Annotated in this window: 17 protein-coding genes; 3 read left to right on the top strand and 14 right to left on the bottom strand. The window is 43.7% G+C overall.

What is annotated here, in order from left to right:
* Positions 1-115: 115 nt before the first annotated feature.
* The 5 genes from purD to I2I13_RS13125 all read right to left on the bottom strand — a co-directional run bounded on the left by purD (position 116) and on the right by I2I13_RS13125 (position 6,743).
* Positions 116-1,390 (bottom strand): phosphoribosylamine--glycine ligase, encoded by a 1,275-nt coding sequence (gene purD / locus I2I13_RS13105; protein WP_195649660.1) that lies wholly within the window; start codon positions 1,388-1,390, stop codon positions 116-118.
* Positions 1,391-1,455: 65 nt separating this feature from the next.
* Positions 1,456-3,654 carry a DPP IV N-terminal domain-containing protein gene (locus I2I13_RS13110; RefSeq protein ID WP_195649661.1) on the bottom strand — a complete coding sequence of 733 codons (2,199 nt, stop codon included), beginning with the start codon at positions 3,652-3,654 and terminating at the stop codon, positions 1,456-1,458.
* A gap of 14 nt (positions 3,655-3,668) precedes the next feature.
* Positions 3,669-4,232: an ORF6N domain-containing protein gene (locus tag I2I13_RS13115; RefSeq protein WP_148367824.1), complete on the bottom strand. Its 564-nt coding sequence runs from the start codon at positions 4,230-4,232 to the stop codon at positions 3,669-3,671.
* A 149-nt stretch (positions 4,233-4,381) separates the two neighbouring features.
* Positions 4,382-5,821: a class I SAM-dependent RNA methyltransferase gene (locus tag I2I13_RS13120; RefSeq protein ID WP_195649662.1), complete on the bottom strand. Its 1,440-nt coding sequence runs from the start codon at positions 5,819-5,821 to the stop codon at positions 4,382-4,384.
* Positions 5,822-5,837: 16 nt separating this feature from the next.
* Positions 5,838-6,743: a serine O-acetyltransferase gene (locus I2I13_RS13125; protein WP_004296704.1), complete on the bottom strand. Its 906-nt coding sequence runs from the start codon at positions 6,741-6,743 to the stop codon at positions 5,838-5,840.
* Positions 6,744-6,867: 124 nt separating this feature from the next.
* On the opposite strand from I2I13_RS13125, the gene I2I13_RS13130 reads away from it, so the two are divergent.
* Positions 6,868-8,919 carry a histidine kinase gene (locus I2I13_RS13130; RefSeq protein WP_195649663.1) on the top strand — a complete coding sequence of 684 codons (2,052 nt, stop codon included), beginning with the start codon at positions 6,868-6,870 and terminating at the stop codon, positions 8,917-8,919.
* Positions 8,916-9,695, top strand: coding sequence for a LytTR family DNA-binding domain-containing protein (locus I2I13_RS13135; protein ID WP_148367827.1), 780 nt, complete (start codon positions 8,916-8,918; stop codon positions 9,693-9,695). The genes I2I13_RS13130 and I2I13_RS13135 overlap by 4 nt, the downstream gene beginning before the upstream one ends.
* Positions 9,696-9,783: 88 nt before the next feature.
* Here I2I13_RS13135 and I2I13_RS13140 read toward each other — a convergent pair whose 3' ends face one another.
* Complete coding sequence (locus I2I13_RS13140; RefSeq protein ID WP_148367828.1) at positions 9,784-10,179, bottom strand: DUF3836 domain-containing protein; 396 nt, start codon at positions 10,177-10,179, stop codon at positions 9,784-9,786.
* Positions 10,180-10,569: 390 nt separating this feature from the next.
* The gene (gene polA / locus I2I13_RS13145) at positions 10,570-13,419 is read right to left on the bottom strand and encodes a DNA polymerase I (protein ID WP_148367829.1); all 2,850 of its coding nucleotides are present in this window, start codon (positions 13,417-13,419) and stop codon (positions 10,570-10,572) included.
* A gap of 88 nt (positions 13,420-13,507) precedes the next feature.
* Between polA and I2I13_RS13150 the strand changes: the two genes are divergently transcribed.
* Positions 13,508-14,482, top strand: coding sequence for a polyprenyl synthetase family protein (locus I2I13_RS13150; RefSeq protein WP_195649664.1), 975 nt, complete (start codon positions 13,508-13,510; stop codon positions 14,480-14,482).
* On the opposite strand, the gene I2I13_RS13155 is transcribed toward I2I13_RS13150, so the two are convergent.
* The 7 genes from I2I13_RS13155 to mnmG form a co-directional block, all read right to left on the bottom strand.
* Positions 14,483-15,163, bottom strand: coding sequence for a DUF1266 domain-containing protein (locus I2I13_RS13155; protein ID WP_148367831.1), 681 nt, complete (start codon positions 15,161-15,163; stop codon positions 14,483-14,485). It lies immediately after the preceding gene.
* A 395-nt stretch (positions 15,164-15,558) separates the two neighbouring features.
* The gene (gene deoC, locus I2I13_RS13160; protein ID WP_004296713.1) at positions 15,559-16,461 is read right to left on the bottom strand and encodes a deoxyribose-phosphate aldolase; all 903 of its coding nucleotides are present in this window, start codon (positions 16,459-16,461) and stop codon (positions 15,559-15,561) included.
* Positions 16,448-16,789, bottom strand: a complete 342-nt coding sequence (locus I2I13_RS13165) for a nucleotide pyrophosphohydrolase (protein ID WP_333527229.1) — start codon at positions 16,787-16,789, stop codon at positions 16,448-16,450. Before I2I13_RS13165 ends, deoC begins: the two co-directional genes overlap by 14 nt.
* Before the next feature lie 16 nt (positions 16,790-16,805).
* The gene (gene dtd / locus I2I13_RS13170; protein ID WP_148367832.1) at positions 16,806-17,258 is read right to left on the bottom strand and encodes a D-aminoacyl-tRNA deacylase; all 453 of its coding nucleotides are present in this window, start codon (positions 17,256-17,258) and stop codon (positions 16,806-16,808) included.
* Between the two features lie 229 nt (positions 17,259-17,487).
* Entirely contained in the window at positions 17,488-19,329 is a 1,842-nt protein-coding gene (uvrC, locus tag I2I13_RS13175; RefSeq protein ID WP_148367833.1) for an excinuclease ABC subunit UvrC, read from the bottom strand.
* A 196-nt stretch (positions 19,330-19,525) separates the two neighbouring features.
* Positions 19,526-20,056, bottom strand: a complete 531-nt coding sequence (locus tag I2I13_RS13180; RefSeq protein WP_148367834.1) for an adenine phosphoribosyltransferase — start codon at positions 20,054-20,056, stop codon at positions 19,526-19,528.
* 50 nt (positions 20,057-20,106) lie between these two features.
* On the bottom strand, positions 20,107-21,993 hold the full coding sequence (mnmG, locus tag I2I13_RS13185; RefSeq protein ID WP_148367835.1) for a tRNA uridine-5-carboxymethylaminomethyl(34) synthesis enzyme MnmG: 1,887 nt from the start codon (positions 21,991-21,993) through the stop codon (positions 20,107-20,109).
* Between the last annotated feature and the right edge of the window lie 327 nt (positions 21,994-22,320).

A 22,320-nucleotide genomic window follows, 5' to 3' on the forward strand; every position in this document is an offset into this window, starting at 1 on the left:
GTATTAACAATTGTCGTCTAAACTATTAATACTTGATAACTCAACTATTAATGCTTGACAAGTCAATGATGTTCAACGCTATGCGGAATAGGGCTACTTGCGTGCGAAACTTGAATTACAAATCGAATCCGATATCGCGGCGGAAATACTTCTTGTCGAAGTCGATCATGTCTGCCACTTTGTAGCTCTGTGCCAGTGCCTCTTCTTTCGTTGCACCGTAAGAGCAAACGGCAATCACACGTCCTCCGTTCGTCACTACTTGTCCGTCTTTCATTGCTGTTCCGGCATGGAAAATGATGCTGTCGGTAGCGGCAGCCTGTTCCAGTCCGCTGATAGGGAATCCTTTTTCGTAGGCTTCGGGATAACCTCCGCTGACAAGGATGACACAGCCTGCCGAACGCGGGTCCATCACCAGTGTTTTTTCGTTCAGGTTGCCTGCGGCAGTGCCTTCAAGCAGTTCTACGAAGTCGCTTTGAATGCGAAGCATCACGCTTTCTGTTTCCGGGTCGCCCATGCGGACGTTGTATTCGATCACCATCGGTTCACCTTTCACCTTGATGAGACCGAGGAAGATGAAGCCTTTGTAGGTGATATTTTCTTCTTTCAGGCCGTTGATGGTCGGCTCAATGATGCGGGTGCGAACTTTCTCCATATACACTTCATCGGCAAACGGGACGGGGGTTACGCTACCCATACCGCCTGTATTCAGTCCTTTATCGCCTTCACCGATGCGTTTGTAATCTTTGGCTACGGGGAGGACTTTATAGTGTTCTCCGTCTGTCAGTACGAATACAGAACATTCGATACCGCTTAGGAACTCTTCGATTACAACGGTTGCCGATGCAGAGCCGAACATGCCGCCCAGCATTTCTTTCAATTCCTTCTTCGCTTCGTCTAGCGTAGGGAGGATGAGAACTCCTTTTCCGGCACAAAGACCATCAGCTTTCAATACATAGGGAGCTTCCAGCGTTTCGAGGAAAGCAAGACCTTCTTCGAGGTTTGCGGAAGTGATGCTTTTGTAGCGGGCTGTCGGGATGTCGTGGCGCATCATGAAGCCTTTGGCAAACTCCTTGCTTCCTTCCAGTTCTGCTCCTTGAGCCGAAGGGCCGATAACGGCGATATGCTTTAGCTCCGGACGGTTCTGGAAGTAGTCGTAGATTCCTTTTACCAACGGATCTTCGGGGCCTACTACTACCATTTGAATGTTCTCTTTCAGAGCGAAAGCGCTGATGGCTTCAAAATCAGTTGCTTTGATGTTGACATTCTCGCCTACGGCAGTTGTTCCGGCATTTCCCGGAGCAATGTACAGTTTTTCAACTTTCGGACTTTGGGCAATTTTCCATGCCAGTGCATGTTCGCGGCCGCCCGAGCCAAGTAATAATATCTTCATCTTTGTGCTATTATAAGTTATACTGTTATATATGATTCGTATGGATGCGGTGGACTTTGCAGGTTTTATAAATTCTGCTCAAAGTACCGGGTGATTTTCTCGTGCAGATGTACACGGTCACGGCCTGCTACGTTGTGCTTGTGGCACGGGTAGATAAACAGGTCGGGATAAGTGCGGGCATCTACACAGGCTTTCATAAACGACAGGGTGTGCTGTGGCACGCAGGTATCGTCATGATCGTCGTGAATAATCAACAGGTGACCTTTCAGTTGACCGGCAAGATTCTTCAGGTTACATTCTTTGTAGCCTTCCGGATTGCTTTCCGGTGTGTCCATATAGCGTTCGCCGTACATTATTTCATAGTAACCCCAGTCGATTACCGGACCTCCGGCAACGCCTACTTTGAATATCTCCGGGTAACGGAGCATCAGGGCGGTAGTCATGTGGCCTCCGAAACTCCATCCGTGTACGCCGATGCGTTCGCTGTCTATGTAGGGGAGGGATTTCAGGAATTCAACACCTTTCACCTGGTCTTTGCCTTCTTCGATACCGAGACGGCGGAAGGTGGCATTTTCAAATGTTAGTCCGCGGTTGCTGCTACCGCGATTGTCGATGGTGAACATGATATAGCCTTTGCCTGCCATGTAGGTGTCCCATCCGCGTGCGCCGTTCTGCCATCCTCCGGTGACGCATTGCGCGTGAGGGCCTCCGTAGACGTATACGATGACGGGATATTTCTTAGCCGGATCGAAGTTTGCCGGTTTCATCAGGCGGTAATGCAGGTCGGTAGTGCCGTCTGCCGCTTTGATTGTTCCGGTTTCGATGCTTGGCATCTGGTATCCGTCGTAAGGATTTTCAGCTGTCAGCAGGTTGGCTGTTTCTTTGAAGTTTTTGGTGTCTACCAGGTTGATGACGCGGGGTTGGTCTTTGGTGGAATAACGGTCGATAAGGTATGTACCGGAAGCACTAAGTGCTCCGCTATGTTCGCTTTCCTTGCAATTTTCGAACGGCTGGCTTATTTTGCCATTGCTTACGTTTACTGCAAAATGTCCACTTCTCAAACCTTCTACGGCAGTGAAGATGATCTCTTTACGCTTTGTGTTGAATCCCAGAATTTCGCTGACCAGCCAGTTACCTTTGGTCAACTGTTTCACTTTACCGGCTTGGAAATAACTGCCACCGTTGGCGCTATTATAGGTTTCACCTTTCTTGTTTGCTGCATCTGCCTCAAAGAGATAAAGATGATTGTAGCCGTCACGCTGACTTTGATAGATGAACTTGGTAGGGTCCCACGGCAGAAATACGATGGGGTTTTGCGGCTCAACGTATTTAGGGTGCATTTCTTCATAGAGAACTCCCATGGGTTCTCCTGTTTCTGCATTGTACTGGCAGAGTTTGGCATGATTCTGATCGCGGTTTACTTCGATCAGGTAGAGGCTCTTTTCATCCGGTGCCCAGCTGATATTGGTGAAATAACGGTCTGTCGGATCGCCTGCATTCAGATAAATGCTTTTGCCGGTAGCGGGGTTGTAAATCCCTACTTTTACCTGATGGCTCGTCATTCCTGCCATCGGATAGCGTACATTGTTCACTTCGCCTACGCGCGCAGTGATGTCTACAAGCGGGTATTGTGTCACCATGCTTTCATCCATACGGTAGAAAGCGAGCAGGTTACCTTTCGGACTCCAGAAAGTTCCTTTGTTGATACCGAATTCATTGCGGTGCACTGTTTGTCCACAAACGATGCCTTCGGGTTCATTGGTTACTGCTTTCTCATTCACATATAGATTATTATCTATCGTGTAAGCCACATTTCCACTGGCTGCGCAATAGTCCTCATTATTCGCCCCGTCCTTTGGTTTGAAAGTGCTGACAACCTGATTGCTCTTGAAATCATATACAATGAACTTTCCTGCTATCGTGAATAGCATTTGTGGCTTGTCTGCCCATGGGAAACGGACGGAATACAGATGCGATAACTTCCCTGCCTTGTTTTCTTCAAGCACTTTGTTGATTTGCTCGCGAGTGATAACCATTGTTTCTTTCCCGGTTTTGGGTTGAATTGAATAAAGGGTATCTACTCCTGGCTTGATACATTCGTCGCCCCACCATTGCAACCCGTACAGGTTTTCTGCATAGCGGTAACTCTCGCCGCCCGGAATCAGTTCTTCCAGCGTCGGTTTTTTGGTTTCTTGTGCCATAACATTGAATCCGATTGGTAGTGCCAATAATAACAGAATGGCTCTTTTTCCAATTTTACTCATTGCTCTTTTCTTTATTATTTGTTTTTAAATCCTTCTATTTTTACTCTGTCCAAAGGAGTCTGCTTTATTTGAATGGCAGCACTCAATTTGGCAAAAGCGGTGAATAGGTCGTCAAATTGCTTCTCGTAGCTTTCTCTGTCGGAGGATATGTCCTCTTCCAAGTATTCAATCCTTTTTCTCAATTCTTCCAATTCCTGTTTGGGTGCATGGGAGAGCAGGTATTGGCGCATGTGGACGAAGGCTCGCATGATGTTGATGTTGACTTCGATGGCTTTTTCACTATTTAAAAGACCTGATAGCATTGCGACTCCTTGTTCGGTAAAGGCATAGGGCTGATATCTAAACCAGTTTATTTCTAAGGTGCCATTTTGGCACCTTATATTGTTTATCAGTAAGTTAGCTTCTGATTTTGTAAGCTGAAACATAAAATCCGCAGGAAAACGATTTATATTCCTTTTTACTGTTCGTTTCAGGTTCTTTGTTTCAATCTCATACATTTCTGCCAAATCAAAGTCAAGCATAACCTTTTGTCCCCTGATTTCATATATCTTATTTTCTATAATGACTAATTCATTCATTTTCTAGTCTAACTTTTTGGTTTACTATCTACGCCTATTACTTAACATTATTGTTGTTCAAACTTGAGGTCGTAATTTGCGACCTCATATTGAGTATCAGTGCGTTAGTAGATATATGGTGTTGTGGATTGTTCTTAATTATGAATCAATTATTCCTCTTCCTTCTTCGGAATCCTCGGCTCCCGGTTCCCCCTAAATTCTCTTGGCCCTCTCGAATCTCTTCCTCCGCGGAATTCTCCCCGTGGCTTTCTATCTCTGTCGCCGCCTTTGAAGTCGCTACCTTCTCTGCGTGGCTTGTATTCTCCCTCTCTGCGAGGTCTGGACTCACCATCCCGGCGTGGTTTGAATTCACCTTCGCGACGTGGCTTAAACTCTTTTTTTTCTCTGAATCTTGGAGCCTGTTCACCTTCACCCTCTTTCTTCTCTTCGCCCTCTTCCTGGCTCTTGAACTCTTTATATTTTCCGTCAAAAATCTCATATTTGCGGAATTCACACTCTAACGGTCCATTGAACAAAGGAACCTTCTGGCTTGCCTTCAAGCCAATCTGGTCGAAACACTCTTCCCGATAAGAAAGCACCCATGCTTCGTTTCCTACAAATGCGTGTTTCAGGCGTTCGCCGATCATCTGGTAAAGACCGAGCAAATCATTCGTAGAGATACGTTCCCCATAAGGAGGATTGGTGATGATAATCGACTTCTCCTGCGGCTGTTCGAACTGCTGGAACGGTTGCAGTTTCAGCACGATATCTTTCGATACACCGGCAGCTTTTATATTGTGAGTAGCAATTTCATTCGCTTTCGGATTGTTGTCATACCCATAAATCTTATGAGTAAATTCACGCTCCTGACTGTCGTCATTGTAAATCTCATCGAACATATCCGCATCGAAATCCACCCATTTTTCGAAAGCAAATCCTTTGCGGAATACTCCCGGAGCGATATTCTTAGCGATCAGTGCGGCTTCTACAGGGATCGTGCCCGAACCACACATCGGATCGATCAGATCACATTCTCCACGCCATCCGGTCATTAAAATCATGCCGGCAGCCAATACCTCATTCAACGGAGCTTCTACCGCTTCCTGGCGATAACCGCGACGGTGAAGTGATTCTCCGGACGAGTCCAAAGACAAAGTACAGGTAGTCTGTGCAATATGAATGTTCAGAAGTACATCCGGATTGTTGATGCGTACCGACGGACGTTTACCCGTTTTCTCGCGGAAGTAGTCCACAATCGCATCTTTCACCTTGTACGAAACGAATTTCGAATGGCGGAACTCCTCACTGAATACTACTGCATCGATAGCAAATGTCTTGTTCACATCGAGATATTCTTCCCATGGAATAGCCTGTATTTGATTGTAAACCTCGTCAGCATCTTTGGCCGTAAAGTTCTTGATGGGTTTCAGGATACGGATGGCGGTGCGTAGGCAGAAATTTGCCTTGTACATCATACGTTTATCTCCTGTAAATGAAACCATACGACGTCCTATTTGAATGTCGTTGGCTCCTAATGCTGTCAGTTCTTCTGCAAGTATCTCTTCCAGTCCTTGGAAAGTCTTGGCTATCATCTCGAATTGTTCGCTCATATAGATTTTTTTGATTTTATTTTTTTGCTTTAGTTTGTACGATTCTTGCTCCTGCGGGCACGTTTTCCGTTACCCAGATATTACCGCCTACGGTTGCATCACGCCCGATGGTGATTCTTCCCAGGATAGTGGCATTGGAATAAACAATCACATTGTCTTCCAGGATCGGATGGCGGGGGATTCCCTTGATTGGTTTTCCGTCGGCATCCAGCGGGAAACTCTTGGCTCCCAGTGTGACACCCTGATATAGTTTGACGTTGTTTCCGATGATACTCGTGGCACCGATTACGACACCCGTTCCATGGTCGATGGTGAAGTGAGTGCCAATCTTGGCGGCCGGGTGGATATCGATTCCCGTTTCGCTATGCGCCATCTCCGTGATGATACGGGGAATCAGAGGAACACCCAGTTCCAGCAATTCATGCGCGATACGGTAATTGCTGATCGCTTTAATAGCCGGATAACAGAATATGACCTCTCCGTAGCTTTCGGCAGCCGGGTCACCGTTGTAGGCGGCTTCCACATCTGTTGCCAGTATCCTTCTCATGGCAGGTAACTTACTGATGAATTTAGCGGCAAGACGCGCAGCTTCTTCCCGTTTCGAGTCGGAGCAGACGTTACATTTCCCCTCTATGGAAGTACTAAAACATAATCCGGCCAGGATTTGCTCACAAAGTAAATCAAACAATTTTTCAATGTTTACACCGATGTGATAATTGATAGTCCGGCTGTTAATCGTAGAATTTCCGTAATATCCGGGGAAAAGAATGGAGCGTGAAAGCTCAATAATTTCATACAAGACTTTTGCAGAGGGCAGTGGTTCGCCATCTTTGTGCTGATGAAACAGTCCTTTATAAGATTCGCTTTCCGATAGCTCATCGACTGCCTGTGTCAAAATGTGGGTGAAGTTCAGTGGACTCATTAGGTCAGTTGCTCATATTTATATGGGGACAAAGGTATTAAAAAAAATAATAAAATTCGCTGGGATTCAGGATAAATAATGTATTTTTGTCACATTCAAAACATGACATATATAAAGGGGACTGATGAATCAGAGGACTGCTATGAGACTATTTGCGCTGTTGGGACTGTTGGTGTTGTTAAGTTGCGGATACGCTGATAGACATCACAATAGCTCTTCGTGCGAACAGGTTTTGGTTGATTCTTTGGAAGTTCGTGTGCAGGATTCGTTGTTTTCCAATGTGCATTATTCCCGCTCACAACTGCTTGAGGCACTGACGCAGACGCAAGATTCCTTGGTTTATTATCGTCTGCTCGCCCTTTACGGGAAAACATTTTTTGTCTCTTCCGATTTTGATTCTATACTCTATTACAACCGCCGGGTAAAAGAATTTTCCCGCAATGCTTCCCAATCTTCTGAATCTCTCCAATCTCCACGATGGAATGATGTATTGTCCGATGTCTATAATATCGAAGGCAATGTGTGGATGCAGCTGAACCGTCCCGATTCTGCAATTATCGACTATAAGAAAGCCTACGGATATCGCCTGAAAGGAAAAAAACTGCATCTGCTTCCGGATATTTGTATCAATATCGCTGATGCCTATCTGCATTGCAGTGACTTGGCGCACACTGCTTCGTATTACCGGCGCGCCCTCTTTCTCTGCGATTCTTTGAACTTGTCCGAGCACACGAAATTTCCTGTTTACTACGGATTGGGGCAGACTTACATGGAACTGCGTGATTTCGATTTATCCAATCATTACTATGAATTGGCCGGACAGTTTTTCAATGAAATGAATGTGAGCGAGCAATGGACTTATCTCAACAATCGCGGCAACCATTATTATTACCGGAAAGACTATCAGGAGGCTTTGAAATATATGCGCAAGGCCAATGCACTCGTATCTTCTTATCCGCAGATGGTATTTGAACAGAATTTTATCAAAGTAAACCTGGGAGAATTGTATTTGTTGACTGACAAACTGGACTCCGCACAGATCTGCCTGGACGAAAGTTATCGTTTTTTCTCCGATATACAGCATAATTCGGCCGTTCATTACATTGAAACCCAGATGATTGAACTGGCATTAAAGAAAGGAAATATAGCCCAAGCGAAGACTATGATTGCCCGGACTGCTCCTGTGGGGCATCTTGACGCCAATATGCTGACTATACGCAATCAGTATCTGCAACATTATTTTGAGCATACCGGTGATTACCGTCGTGCCTATGAATACCTGAAACGCGATCGCCATCTGGACGATTCCATTCGGAGCGAACGGATACAGATGCGTGTTGCCGAATTGGATATGCGTTACCGACAGGATACGATAGTGCTTCGTAAGGAAATGAAGATTCAGCGGCAGGCGGCAGAGATGAGAGTGCTCAAATTGAGCGTATCTATCTGGGTACTTGTCTGCGTGTTGCTTGTGGCAGGGGTAGTGGTAGTTGTCTGGTATATGCGTAAAAAAAGGGAGTTTCTTCGCCAGCGTTTCTTCCAGCAAATCAACCGTGTCCGCATGGAGAATTTGAGAAGCCGGATTTCTCCTCATTTTACTTTTAATGTACTGGGACGTGAAATCAACCAGTTTAACGGCTCGGAAGAGGTGAAACATAATCTGATGGAACTGGTGAAATATCTCCGTCGTAGCCTCGAACTTACCGAGAAATTGAGCGTGTCTTTGCAAGACGAACTGGATTTCGTGCGTACATATATCGAACTGGAACGTGGGCGTGTTGGAGAAGATTTTGTCGCAACAATTACGGTGGAGGACGAATTAGAGGCAGCCCGCATCATGATTCCATCTATGATTGTGCAAATTCCGGTGGAGAATGCAATTAAACATGGGCTGGCGGGAAAGGACGGAAAAAAGGAGCTAATGGTATATGTTTCCCGTGAAACAAATGGGATTCGCATAACGGTTACCGACAACGGACGAGGGTATCTCCCGCAGGTGGTTTCCGCCACACGGGGTACTGGTACAGGATTGAAAGTGTTGTATCAGACCGTTCAATTATTGAATACAAAGAATAAGAGTGATAAAATACGTTTTGATATAACCAACAGAAGCGATGGACAAACCGGTACGGAAGTGTCGGTATATATCCCGTTTCATTTTTCTTATGATTTATGATGGATACAGAGGATAAGTATAAGGTAGTTATCGTTGACGATGAACGTACAGCGATTGATGCTTTGCGCCGGGAATTGGAGCCCTATCGTGAATTTGAAGTAAAAGGAATCGCAGGGAATGGTGCAAAGGGTAAAAAGATGATTATGGAGTTGCATCCGGACTTATTGTTTCTTGATGTGGAACTTCCGGATACGTTGGGACTCAATCTATTAAGTGAAATAAGGGAAGATATTTTGTGGGATATGAAGGTCGTATTTTACACCTCTTATGACAAATACTTGCTTCAGGCGTTGCGTGAGTCGGCTTTCGACTTCCTGCTGAAGCCTTTTGAAGCGGAAGACCTGAAAGTAATTATAGACCGTTACCGGAAGGCTATGACCTCTACTTCGCTTCCTCTTTTGCCTTCTTTTGCTTCTTCTATTAGTGCATTGATGCCCCAGCAAGGCATGTTTATGATTAGCACAGTGACAGGTTTCAAGCTTTTGCGACTGGAGGAAATCGGCTTTTTTGAATATCTGAAAGACAAACGTCAATGGCAGGTGGTCTTGTTTAATCAAACTTGTCTGAACTTGAAGCGGAATACAAAAGCAGAAGATATTATCAGTTATTCACAAGCTTTCGTACAGATTAGCCAATCTGCTATTGTAAATGTTAATTATCTGGCAATGATTGATGGTAAATGCTGTCAACTCTATCCGCCTTTTCACGATAAGAATGATCTGATTATTTCCCGAAGTTATCTAAAAGAACTGCAAGAGCGTTTCTTCGTTTTGTAATGTAGACCTCATATTATGAAATACGCCACTTCTTCAGCAGAAGCGGCGTATCCTTTTGTTAGAATATTAGAATGAGAGAGAGTTTATGTTACATATTTGTATTATCCATCGTAACGGTCATTTCGGGTACCAGTACGTAGGTTTGTTTTTTAGCGTTCCATTTATAATAATTCGTAGTAACGGTCTTGCCTTCATAAGTATAATTGATGCGTAGGTCTTTTTCCCATGCGTCCTTGCTATTGTTCCATTTCAAGGCTTCGCTTTCAATCATACGTTTGTTGTCATCGTACTTGTAGTTGTACTTCATGTAGTTGGCAAGTGTATTTCCATCCATTTTGTAAACGGTTTGTCCCACTGTCATGCCATTCTCTTCGATTGGATTATAAATCAATTGATTATCGTAGCTACGTGCAGAAGTAGCAAGCGATACAACAAGAAGAGCTGCAGATAAAACGAACATTTTTAAAGATACTTTTGCTTTCATGGCTATTTAAGTTTTTGGGTTATACTTTCATTTGTCTACTAAATGCATTGGTTTTACGCTGCAAATCTACATATTAATTTGGTATTTATGCATTTTTGAAGATAAAAGATTGTCAAAATGTCAAGAGTGGAGGTGGGTGATAACTAGCTTTTTGCCAATATTGGTGACAAAAAAATATCCGGCAGTCAATTTGCCGGATATAGAATGAATCACTTCGTCGAAAAAGGAATCTTTTTTCTAGCTTTCTGGATATGGAGTTAAATAATGTTATTACCCATACTTGCTTCTATTTTGTAAGGGAAGGCTTTGGATAAGATGGAGTCTCCCTATGTAATTAATGTCTAAAAGATAGCAATTCCTGATTGAGGTGGCCTTTATTCACTTGATGGTTTAGTGTGCCTCAAGCCAATTTTTGCCCCATCCGCAATCTGCTTTCAAGGGGACGTGCATGCGGTATGCTTTCTCCATTTCTTCGATGACGATTTCTTCTACACGCTCTTTTTCATTGACAGGAACGCTGAAATTTAATTCGTCATGCACTTGCAGGATCATTTTGGCTTGTATTCCTTCGGCCTGGAACCGTTGATAGATACGTGCCATTGCTACTTTTATAATATCTGCCGCACTTCCCTGAATAGGGGCGTTGATGGCATTTCGTTCCGCATATCCGCGTACAACGGCATTCCGGGAGTTAATGTCCGGCAAGAAGCGCTTCCGATGGAAGATTGTTTCCACATAGCCTTTTTCCTGGGCCACCTGAATACTTTTATCCATATATGCTTTCACTCCCGGATAAGTTTCAAAATAACCGTCGATTAACTCTTTGGCTTCTTTGCGGTCTACATTCATTCGTTCGGCAAGACCGAATACGGATATGCCATAGATGATACCGAAATTGGCAGTCTTGGCTTTACGGCGCATATCGGAGCCTACGTCTTTCAGGTCGATCTTATAAATTTTGGCAGCAGTGGCCGCATGAATATCGTGATTGCTAAGGAAAGCATCAATCATATTCTTATCCTCGCTAAGGTGTGCCATGATGCGCAATTCGATTTGCGAATAGTCGGCAGAGAAGAAGAGGCAGCCTTCATCGGGGATGAAAGCCTTGCGGATTTCTTTTCCATTCTCGTCTCGGATAGGAATATTTTGCAGGTTCGGATTGCTTGAACTAAGACGTCCCGTAGCGGTTACAGTCTGGTTGAAAGAGGTGTGCACCCTTCCTGTGCGTGGATTGATAAGCTGGGGGAGTGCGTCGATATATGTGCCCAATAGCTTTTTCAGTCCGCGATGTTCCAGAATCTTTTCTACTACCGGATGTTTGTGCCGGAGGCTTTCGAGTACTTCTTCCGAGGTGACGTACTGGCCGGTCTTAGTCTTTTTTGCTTTCTCTATGATCTTCAGTTTGTCAAACAGTACCTCACCGACTTGCTTGGGCGAAGCGATGTTGAAAGTCTCACCGGCCAATTCGTAAATCTCTTTTTCGATTTGCTCCATCTGGGCGGTGAAATGGGCGGAGGACTGTTTCAGGGCCTCCGTATCCAGCAATACCCCGTTCCGTTCTATATGAACCAATACGGGAACTAGCGGCATTTCTATATCATAGAACAAACGCTCTGCGTCATTCTCTTTCAGCTCTTTCTCCAATACGTTTTTCAGTTTCAGAGTTACGTCTGCATCTTCGCAGGCATACAGATATACATCTTTCGGATCGAGATCGCGCATGTTTTTCTGATTCTTTCCTTTGGGACCTATCAGTTCGTCAATGTGGATAGTCTGATAGTGCAGGTAAATTTCCGCAAGATAATCCATGCCGTGACGAAGTTCCGGTTGAAGAACATAATGAGCGATCATCGTATCGAAAAGCGGACCTTTTACTGTTGCGCCATAATTTTGAAGAACAATCATGTCGTACTTGATATTTTGTCCGACTTTCAACGAATTCTCATTTTCGAAGACCGGACGGAATTCATTTACGATTTTTAACGCTTCGTCTTGATCCGATGGTACGGGAACATAAAAAGCTTCGTTTTCTGCAATCGAAAAGCTCATTCCGACTAATTCGGCATCCATTGGTTCAGTTCCGGTGGTTTCCGTATCTAACGAGAGAATTTTCGATGTAAGTAACTTTTGAATAATTTCCTGTCTTTTCTCCTCTGTATCAATGAGTTGGTAGTTGTGAGTGAGCGATTCTAACGTCTCTAGGTTCGATTTTTTTGCTTCACCCGGTTCATCGGGCGTGAAATTCGCAAATAAATCGCCTTGCATTCCGCCTCCTTCTTCGGGAAAAAGTGGAAGAGGAGAGGGGGCGCTTTTTCCAGTGGTAACTTTGCTTCCGGTGGCGGAGGTTATTCCGTTTCCGGAAATATCTTTTTTGAGTACCCGGTCAATGAGCGTTCTAAATTCTAATTCCTCGAAAATGCTACGGAGTGAATTTTCGTCTGCCTCTTCACGGACAAGAGAATCCATCTCAAGTTGGATGGGGACATCGATTTTAATGGTGGCGAGAAATTTCGAGAACGTAATCATTTCCCGGTTAGTTTCCACTTTTGTTTTCAATGCTCCTTTCAGTTGGTCGGTATGTTCCAATAGATTCTCGATACTTCCGAATTCGGAGATCAGTTTTTGAGCAGTCTTTTCTCCTACTCCGGGACATCCGGGGATGTTATCCGAAGAGTCGCCCATTAGTCCGAGCATATCGATCACCTGTGCCGGAGACTGAATGTCAAACTTGGCTTTCACTTCCTCAACGCCCATCACTTCGAAACCTCCTGTGTGTTTGGGACGATACATAAATACTTTGTCACTTACCAGCTGCCCGTAATCTTTGTCGGGAGTCATCATATAGGTAGTGATACCCTGACGACCGGCTTCGGTAGCGAGCGTACCTATCACATCATCGGCTTCGTAGCCTGCCACTTCCAGAATAGGGATGCGGTAGGCACGTATAATATCCTTTATAATAGGTACGGAAAGACGGATTGCCTCCGGAGTTTCTTCGCGTTGTGCTTTATATTGTTCAAAAGCTTCGTGGCGGAAGGTGGGACCTGCGGGGTCGAAGGCTACTCCTATATGAGTGGGATTCTCTTTTTTCAGCACTTCTTCGAGGGTGTTCACAAAACCCAGTATGGCTGAAGTGTTGAATCCTTTGGAATTGATTCTTGGGTTTTTAATAAAGGCGTAATACGCCCGATATATTAATGCATAAGCGTCTAAAAGAAATAATTTATTACCTGAATCCATAGATTTAATTAATTTTTCATGGTAAAAGTACAAAAAAATACGGTATTAAGCGTTTTATTATTACTTTTGTGCTCAAATTGTGTAATAAATGGACAGCATCTCACTTATCAGAACTCCGATTGAAGCGGAACTGGGCGACTTCAAAGAACTTTTTGATAGTTCTCTCTCCAGTTCAAATGCATTGCTCGATAGCGTCGTATCTCACATACGGCAGAGGAATGGTAAGATGATGCGGCCTATTCTTGTTTTGCTCGTGGCACGCCTTTATGGCGCTATATGTCCTTCCACTCTTCACGCGGCTGTTTCGCTGGAACTCCTTCATACGGCCAGCCTGGTACATGATGACGTAGTGGATGAAAGCACCGAACGCCGTGGACAGCTCTCGGTAAATGCAATCTTTAATAATAAAGTGGCCGTGTTGACGGGTGACTATTTATTGGCAACCAGCCTCGTACATGCTGAATTGACAAACAGCCATCGTATTATTCAGCTGGTGTCCACTCTTGGACAGGATCTTGCTGACGGTGAGTTGCTTCAGCTTTCAAATGTAAGTAATCACAGTTTCTCCGAGGAAGTCTATTTTGATGTAATCCGCAAGAAAACTGCTGCTCTTTTTGCTGCCTGCACAAAGGCTGCCGCTTTCTCGGTAGGTGTGGGTGAGGGGGAAGCTGAACTTGCCCGTTTGCTGGGCGAATATATTGGTATCTGTTTCCAGATAAAGGATGATATTTTCGATTACTTTGATAATAAGGAGATTGGTAAACCTACGGGTAATGATATGCTTGAAGGTAAGCTGACATTGCCCGCTTTGTATGTGCTGAATACGACGAAAAACGAGGAAGCGCAAGAAATTGCAATCAAAGTAAAGGAGGGGACGGCTACTCTCGATGAAATAGCTTATTTGATTTCGTTTATTAAAGAAAACGGAGGAATTGAATATGCGGTTCAGACTATGAATGGCTATAAACAAAAAGCTTTCAATCTATTGGCTTCTTTGCCGGATTCCGATGTCTGTGCAGCTCTCCGGTCTTATCTGGATTATGTAGTAGACCGCGAAAAATAATTACTTCCTGTACTTTCCCAGGAGTGAATAGCATAATAACAACCGGTCCCAATCTTCTATCTTTTCCGATTTCATCGCTTTTCCTAAAAGGAAACTCTTGTCTATTTCTTCCGCTGTATGAAGATCTAAAGAACATAATTTGTCGGCTTGTTCTATGTAGTCCCAGGCTTTCTCTTTGGTGATGTGACCACATGCTTGGGAGGCGCGTGCCAAGTTCACAAGCAGTCCCATATCCCATCCGATAATGCCTTTTTCCAAGTCATTTATCCATATAATCGGGTCCCTTCTTTCCTCTGTATATTTCACGAATTTGTATAGATTCTTTCCTTGACGGATGAAACGTTCCACCCCGAAAAAACGCTTTTGAATGATGTTTTCGAACTCGTTGATGTTCTCTGTAGAGAGTAAATAGGGGAGCATAATCTGGTAGGAGACTCTGTCGCCTTCGTTGATAAGGAATTGGAATAGTCCGGTGACGGACTCATTGTCGGTGCAGTGAAACTCTTCTGCCAGCAGTTTGGATAGCTTTAGCGGATGGATTCCGGTCTCCATAGAGTTGAGATAGAAGCCTTGCAGTCCGGCTTCCATATAACCGATGCGTAACCCCTTCTTTTTCTCTGTTCCGAGGATGAGGTTCAGAGGGTTGTGATTGAATCTTAAGGTTTTCGTATATGCGTCCATCCTAATACCTTCATAAGGTTCATGAAAAGCGTGAGAACTGTTGCCATGTATTTTCCTGAGGCTTCGGCAAGCCGTTATGAATATACAAGCAACAGTCCCACGCTCCATTCGATATATAACAAAAGTATATACATGAAGGTGCGTGAGACCCGTTTGCTTATTACCATTCATAACTTTGAATTTTGCCGAATTCCAGGAATTGGTAATAAATGAAACGTTCTCTAATATAACTAATTAGCTATATTTTCATCGCTAAACCTTTTACAAAGATAAGTATTTTTCTGAATTTTCCTGTAACTATCTTTAGATTTTCTTAAATAAAAAATACCGCGTCGGTTCCCGGAGTACGGGAACAGCGCGGTAAGGCGTATTTGATTGCTAATGTAGCCTTTAACTTAGAAGAACTTGATTTCTTCTCCTTTGATGTCAGAAAGAAGGAGGTTGGCTAAACGGCTGGTTCCCAAACGGAACAGTTGATTATCCAGCCATTCTTCACCCAATAGTTCTTTTACGATTGTGTAGTAAATAATCGCATCATTAACGGTATTGATGCCACCTGCCGGTTTGAATCCAATCTTGATTCCGGTTTTCTGGTGGTATTCTTTGATGGCTTCACACATCACGTAAGCGGCTTCCGGAGTAGCGGCAGGCTGTTGCTTACCGGTGGAAGTCTTGATGAAATCTGCGCCCGAATACATGGATAGGATAGAAGCTTTCTTGATGTTGGAAGCGCTCTTTAGTGCACCTGTTTCAAGGATCACTTTGAGATGACGTTCCTTGCAAACTTCCTTTAATTCCTGTATTTCTTCACACATTCCTTCGTAGTCTCCGCTTAGGAATTTGCCGATGGAAATGACAATGTCTATTTCATCGGCACCTTCTGCGATTGCTAATGCTGTTTCTGCCACTTTTACTTCAATGAATGTCTGTGAAGAGGGGAAACCTCCTGATACACAGGCTATATTGACTCCGTCTACCTCCAGCGTATTCTTAACGATGGCTGCGAAATTGGGGTATACACAGATTGCTGCAACATTTTTCAGATCAGGATATTCGTCGTCAAACTGATTGACTTTTTCGGTAAAGTGCATCACACTTTTGTCACTGTCTGTGCTATTCAAAGTAGTCAGGTCAATACAGTTGAACAGAAACTTCTTAACGTCTTCCGTGTTGTTTTCCGGCACTTTTTTCTCAATCAATTCAGCTACGCGAGCTTGAATATCTGCATCGCTCAGATTGGTATTATACTTTGCCAATGCGGCATTGTACTTGTTGGGCTGTGAGTTATTCTCTTCCATGATCTTTCAGTTTTGGGTTGTTGATATGTCTTTTATTATCTCGTTTCGTTTTCTTTTCCATGCTTTTCCGGAAAGCAGTGGTTATGTCTACACCTGTCTGGTTGGCAATGCAGAGAAGAACCCATAAAACGTCTGCTATTTCTTCATCTATATTGTCTTTCTCTCCCTCTTTAAAGGACTGATCTCCATATTTGCGGGCCATGACACGCGCTAGTTCTCCTACTTCTTCCGTCAGAACTGCCATATTGGTCAACTCGCTGAAGTAGCGGACGCCGTATGTTTTCACCCATTGGTCCACTTGTTTCTGTGCTTCTTCCAGAGTCATAATTGTTGATGGTTGGTTATTATTCTTTGTTTTTTGTATCCATGCATATAGTAACGGGGCCGTCGTTTAAAAGTTCAACTTTCATGTCTGCCCCAAAGGTGCCTGTGCCTATTTCTTTTCCCAATGCGCCGCTTAAATCTTTGCAGAATTGTTCGTAGAGTGGGATAGAGACATCCGGTTTGGCGGCTTTGATATAGGAGGGGCGATTTCCCTTCTTGGTAGAAGCGTGTAACGTGAACTGGCTGATAACCAGAATCTCGCCTCCATCTTCTAAAATAGATTTGTTCATTACACCATTCTCATCATCGAAGATACGTAGATTTACAATCTTCTTGCAAAGCCAGTCGATGTCTTCCTGTCCATCCGCTTCTTCAATGCCGACTAATATCAGCATTCCTTTCCCAATGGACGACTTACAGTATCCTTCAATGGTTACTGACGCATGGCTTACCCGTTGTATGACTATTCTCATTGTTATTTATTCTATTTCATGATTAGGAAAGGCAAATTTACAAAATTCAGAAGAGAAAACGGTGTGTTGGTGGGAAAATATTATAAGGCTTTGCCGAAAGCGTTAATGATTTATTATTGGGGTACGGATTACACGGATAACACGGTTTTTTAGTAATTCAACCGTGAAATCCGTGTAATCCGTGCCTAAAAGTGATAGAAAGATAACAGGCCTACTCCCCAACTTCTTATTAATTTTCTGATGATTCATCGCTCAATCCCGCTTTTACAGTCTTGGCTTTTGCTTCTCCAATCACAGCGGAAATCTCCTCAAAAGAGGCTTCTTTTATCCGCTTTACGCTTTTAAATTCTTTCAGAAGCGCTGTTTTTGTCTTTTCTCCAATCCCTTTGATATTGTCTAATGCCGATGCTACCTGTCGTTTGCTGCGTTTATCACGATGGAAACTGATGGCAAAACGGTGCACCTCATCCTGAATCTGGGTCAGCAAACGGAATAACGGGCTTTGCTGTTTGATACCGATAGTCTGCGGAGGAAATCCAAAAAGCAGTTCCGATGTGCGATGGCGATTGTCCTTTGCCAGTCCGGCGATAGGGATCGCTAGGTTCAACTCATCTTCAATCACCTCTCTAACGACCTCCATTTGGCCTTTTCCGCCGTCGGTGATAATCAGGTCGGGTAGAGGGGTGTTTTCTTCAATAGCGCGCTGATAACGTCTTCTGACGACCTCTTTCATGGATGCATAATCGTCAGGTCCTACAACAGTCTTTATATTGTATTTTCGATAATCTTTCTTTGATGGTTTAGCCTTTTTAAAGACAACGCAAGCTGCCACAGCATCAGAACCCTGTATGTTTGAGTTGTCAAAGCATTCAATTTGCAAAGGCGGTCTGTCCAGATGCAACTCTTGCTGTATCTCTTTCATTAATCGCATACTTCTTTGCTCCGGATTCAGCTTTTCCGCCTGTTTTAGTCGGTCGGCCTTGTATTGCTTTACGTTTAGAATCGAAAGATCCAGCAATTTCTTCTTGTCTCCCCGCTGTGGAACGGTAAATACGATGTTGTTTAGCTCCAAATCAAGCTCAAAAGGCACTATAATCTCTCTGGATTGGCTCTTATAGCGTTCTCGCATTTCGATAATACCCAGTGTCAAAAGTTCCTCTTTTGATTCATTCAACTTCTTTTTATATTCGAATGTAAACGCCTGGTTGATGGCACCGTTTGTAATATGCAGATAGTTGATGAAAGCGGAATTGGACTCGTCCTCTTCAATAGAAAATACATCTATGTTGTGCAATACAGCGCTTACTACCTCCGATTTGGAGCGGTAGTTTTCTATCAGAAGAAATTTTTCTTTCACCTTCTGTGCTTCTTCAAACTTCATCTCGCCGGCTAATGTCTGCATCTTTTCCAGTAGCATACGGCTGATTTCTTGCGTATTTCCTTTCAGGATTTCTTTGATTTCATCGATATTTTTGAGATAATCCTCCTGTGATTGCAGTCCGATGCATGGTCCTGCACAGTTCTTTATATGATATTCCAGGCATACGTTGAACTTTCCTGCCCGTATATTCTCCGGAGTTAGGTTTAAACTGCAAGTTCGCAAAGGATATAAATGCTTTATCAGATCCAGTACCGCATACATGGATGGTATGTGACTATACGGTCCATAATAAGATGAACCGTTCCTGATAATTTTCCTTGTTCTGAAAACTCTGGGAAAATACTCGTTTTGTACGCAAATAGAAGGGTAGGTCTTGTCATCCTTTAATAGAACGTTGTAGCGCGGCTTGTATTTCTTTATCAGATTATTCTCCAGCAATAACGCGTCTTCTTCCGTGTTGACTACAATATAACGAATATCGGCGATTTTGCTGACCAGTACTCGTGTCTTTCCCGGTTCATGTTCTTTGCTGAAGTAAGAGTAGACTCTTTTCTTTAGATTTTTGGCCTTTCCAACGTATATAATTGTACCCTCCGTGTTCAGGTATTGGTAAATACCCGGTTTCTCGGGAAGGTTGGCTACGATCCCTTTCAAATATTCATTGGCTCTGCTTTCTGGTTCTGTATTCATAATTGTTTTAGGATGGCTAATAGGTGAAAAGTATGTGCCTGACATGAAGCATACCCGCAGTCGGTGGCTATTTAAACACGAATGACGCGGATAATATGGATTCCTATTCTTATGGTCCGTGTCATCCACGTCATTCGCGTCTCAAAAGGTTAGTTGCTTACTTTTGACATATTTTCTGCAAATAGAACCAAATTCTTTATAAACTCAATACCGATTCTACTTCTACGTCATCTCCGAACAATGATTTTCCATTCAGGTCTTTCAATTCGATGATGAAGTTTACATATACCTTTTTTGGTTTTAGTCTTTTCACCAGTTCACAAGCTGCTTTCATGGTGCCTCCTGTTGCCAGTAAATCATCATGTAATAGAACTACGTCATTCTCGTCCAGTGCATCTTTGTGGATTTGCACCGTGTCTTTGCCGTACTCCTTGTCATAGCTTTCTTCAATCGTTTCTGCTGGGAGTTTGCCCGGCTTGCGGATTGGAATAAAACCTGCGTTCAGGCGGGTTGCCAGAATAGGTCCCATGATGAATCCTCTTGATTCTATACCCACTACTTTAGTGATCCCTTTATCCTTATACATATCAAACATAATGTTTGATAATTCCTGCAAGCACCAAGGGTCCTTGAATAGAGTGGTGACATCGTAGAACAGGATTCCGGGAATCGGAAAATCGGGTATTTCCCGAATGCTTTTGATTAGCGTTTCTTTGCTCATAATCATTGAATTATATCGTTTCTTTAAATGTTTTGTTTCACGTGAAACGTTGTCGCTTATCGTCCGGAAAGTACCAGCAACACGTTGATATCGCTTGGAGAGACTCCCGGAATTCTGCTCGCTTGTGCTATTGTTTCCGGATCTATCTTTGCCAGCTTTTGTCGGGCCTCGGTGGAAAGAGACTGAATAGTAGAATAGTCAAATTTTCCTTTAATCTTTATACTTTCCAATCGTGCTAGTTTTTCTGCTATCATTCTTTCTCTGTCAATGTATCCTTGATACTTGATTAAGATTTCGGCAGCTTCGAGAATTTCTTCTTTCCGGTCTTGGTCCGAACCCGTTGCTTTTTCCAGCTCCCGTTGAAACGCCGGAACATATTCTGCTATATTTCCTATTGTCACTTGCGGGCGATTCAGAATCTCTATCAACTTACATCCTTGACGTAGGGGAGTTGTCCCTATCTTTTCGAGAGCATCGTTGATTAGTGCCGGTTTCATCGAATAGTTGCGTGCGAAAGAAATGATTTGTTCCACGGCTTCTTTTTTGCTTCTTACTAACTGATACCGGTCTTCTTTTGCCAAACCAAGCTTAAATGCTTTTTCTGTTAAGCGCATATCGGCATCATCCATACGAAGCAGAATACGGTATTCCGCACGCGAGGTAAACATACGGTAAGGTTCATCCACACCTTTGGTAACCAAATCGTCGATTAATACGCCAATATATGCTTCATCTCGAGCCAAAGTAAATGCTTCTCCGCCGTGGCAGTTGATGTGTGCATTGATACCGGCTATCAATCCTTGTCCTCCTGCTTCCTCGTATCCGGTGGTTCCGTTTACTTGTCCGGCAAAGAACAAGTTTTTGATAATCTTCGATTCCAACGTATGTTTTAATTGGGTCGGATCGAAATAGTCATATTCGATAGCGTATCCCGGACGGTAGATAACCAGATCTTTGAAAGCCGGGATTTGTTTTAATGCTGCAATTTGTATTTCCATCGGAAGCGAAGAAGAGAATCCGTTAAGATATAACTCTTGTGTCGTTTCTCCTTCCGGTTCGAGGAATAACTGGTGCTGATCTTTATCCGGGAAAGTGACAATTTTAGTTTCGATGCTTGGACAATAGCGTGGTCCGATACTTTGAATCTGTCCGTTGAATAGGGGAGAATCCGGCAGACCTTCGCGCAGAATCCGGTGTACTTCTTCATTGGTGTAGCATGTCCAGCATTGAAGTTGCTTTAAGTGGTGCGTGCTAGTATTCATGAATGAGAACTTGTGGAAGTCTGATTCGCCGTCTTGTGTTTCCATCTGGTCAAAATGAACACTACGCGCGTCGATTCGTACCGGAGTACCGGTTTTCATTCTTCCGTAAGAGATTCCGTGACGGGCGATGGATTCGGTCAGCTGATAAGAAGCCGGCTCGGCCATTCTTCCTCCAGGCAATTTATGACGTCCTACATGCATCAGTCCGTTGAGGAAAGTCCCTGCGGTGAGCACAATGCATTTCGCTTTGAAGGTGACGCCCCATGCGGTGACTAATCCGGTGACCTCACCGTTTTCAACGAGCAGTTCACATACGGTATCTTGCCAGATATGAAGGTTGGGTGTATTTTCCAGTTTCTCCCGCCAGGACCAAATGAACTTAGCCCGGTCGCATTGGGCGCGGGGGCTCCACATGGCTGGACCTTTCGAGCGATTTAGAATTCGGAATTGAATGGCAGTCTCATCTGTCACTAATCCCATCTGTCCACCCAGTGCATCTATTTCACGTACAATTTGTCCTTTGGCGATTCCTCCTACAGCCGGATTGCAACTCATCTGTCCAATCTTGTTCATGTCCATAGTGATGAGACAAGTTTTGGAACCTAAATTAGCAGCGGCTGCCGCTGCTTCACAACCAGCATGTCCGGCACCAATTACAATTACGTCGTACTTAAAATCCATTCCTATCTTATTTATTATCAAACGCTGCAAAGTTACAGAAAAGTTGTGAGACTTGTATCTTCAAGCTGTTTTTGCTTCTGAAAATCCGGGGAGGAATCCGGCTTAACTGAAAAAAACGCCGTAATTTTGGATTAGAAATATGCAGATTGTTCGAGATTTGACTATTCTTCGAGTTTAGTAATCGTGCGCTTTTGTGAAAAATAGTGATATTATGCTTTTTTATGCCTTGTTTTGCTGTCTTTTTATTAGTTACTTGTTTGCTCAATAATGGATGAAACTAGAAAGCAAAATGGAGAATTTGTTCAAAATAGAGGCTATCGTCAGAAT

The organism is Bacteroides sp. D55t1_190419_B8, from assembly GCF_015558905.1.
GTDB classification, from domain to species: domain Bacteria; phylum Bacteroidota; class Bacteroidia; order Bacteroidales; family Bacteroidaceae; genus Bacteroides; species Bacteroides vicugnae.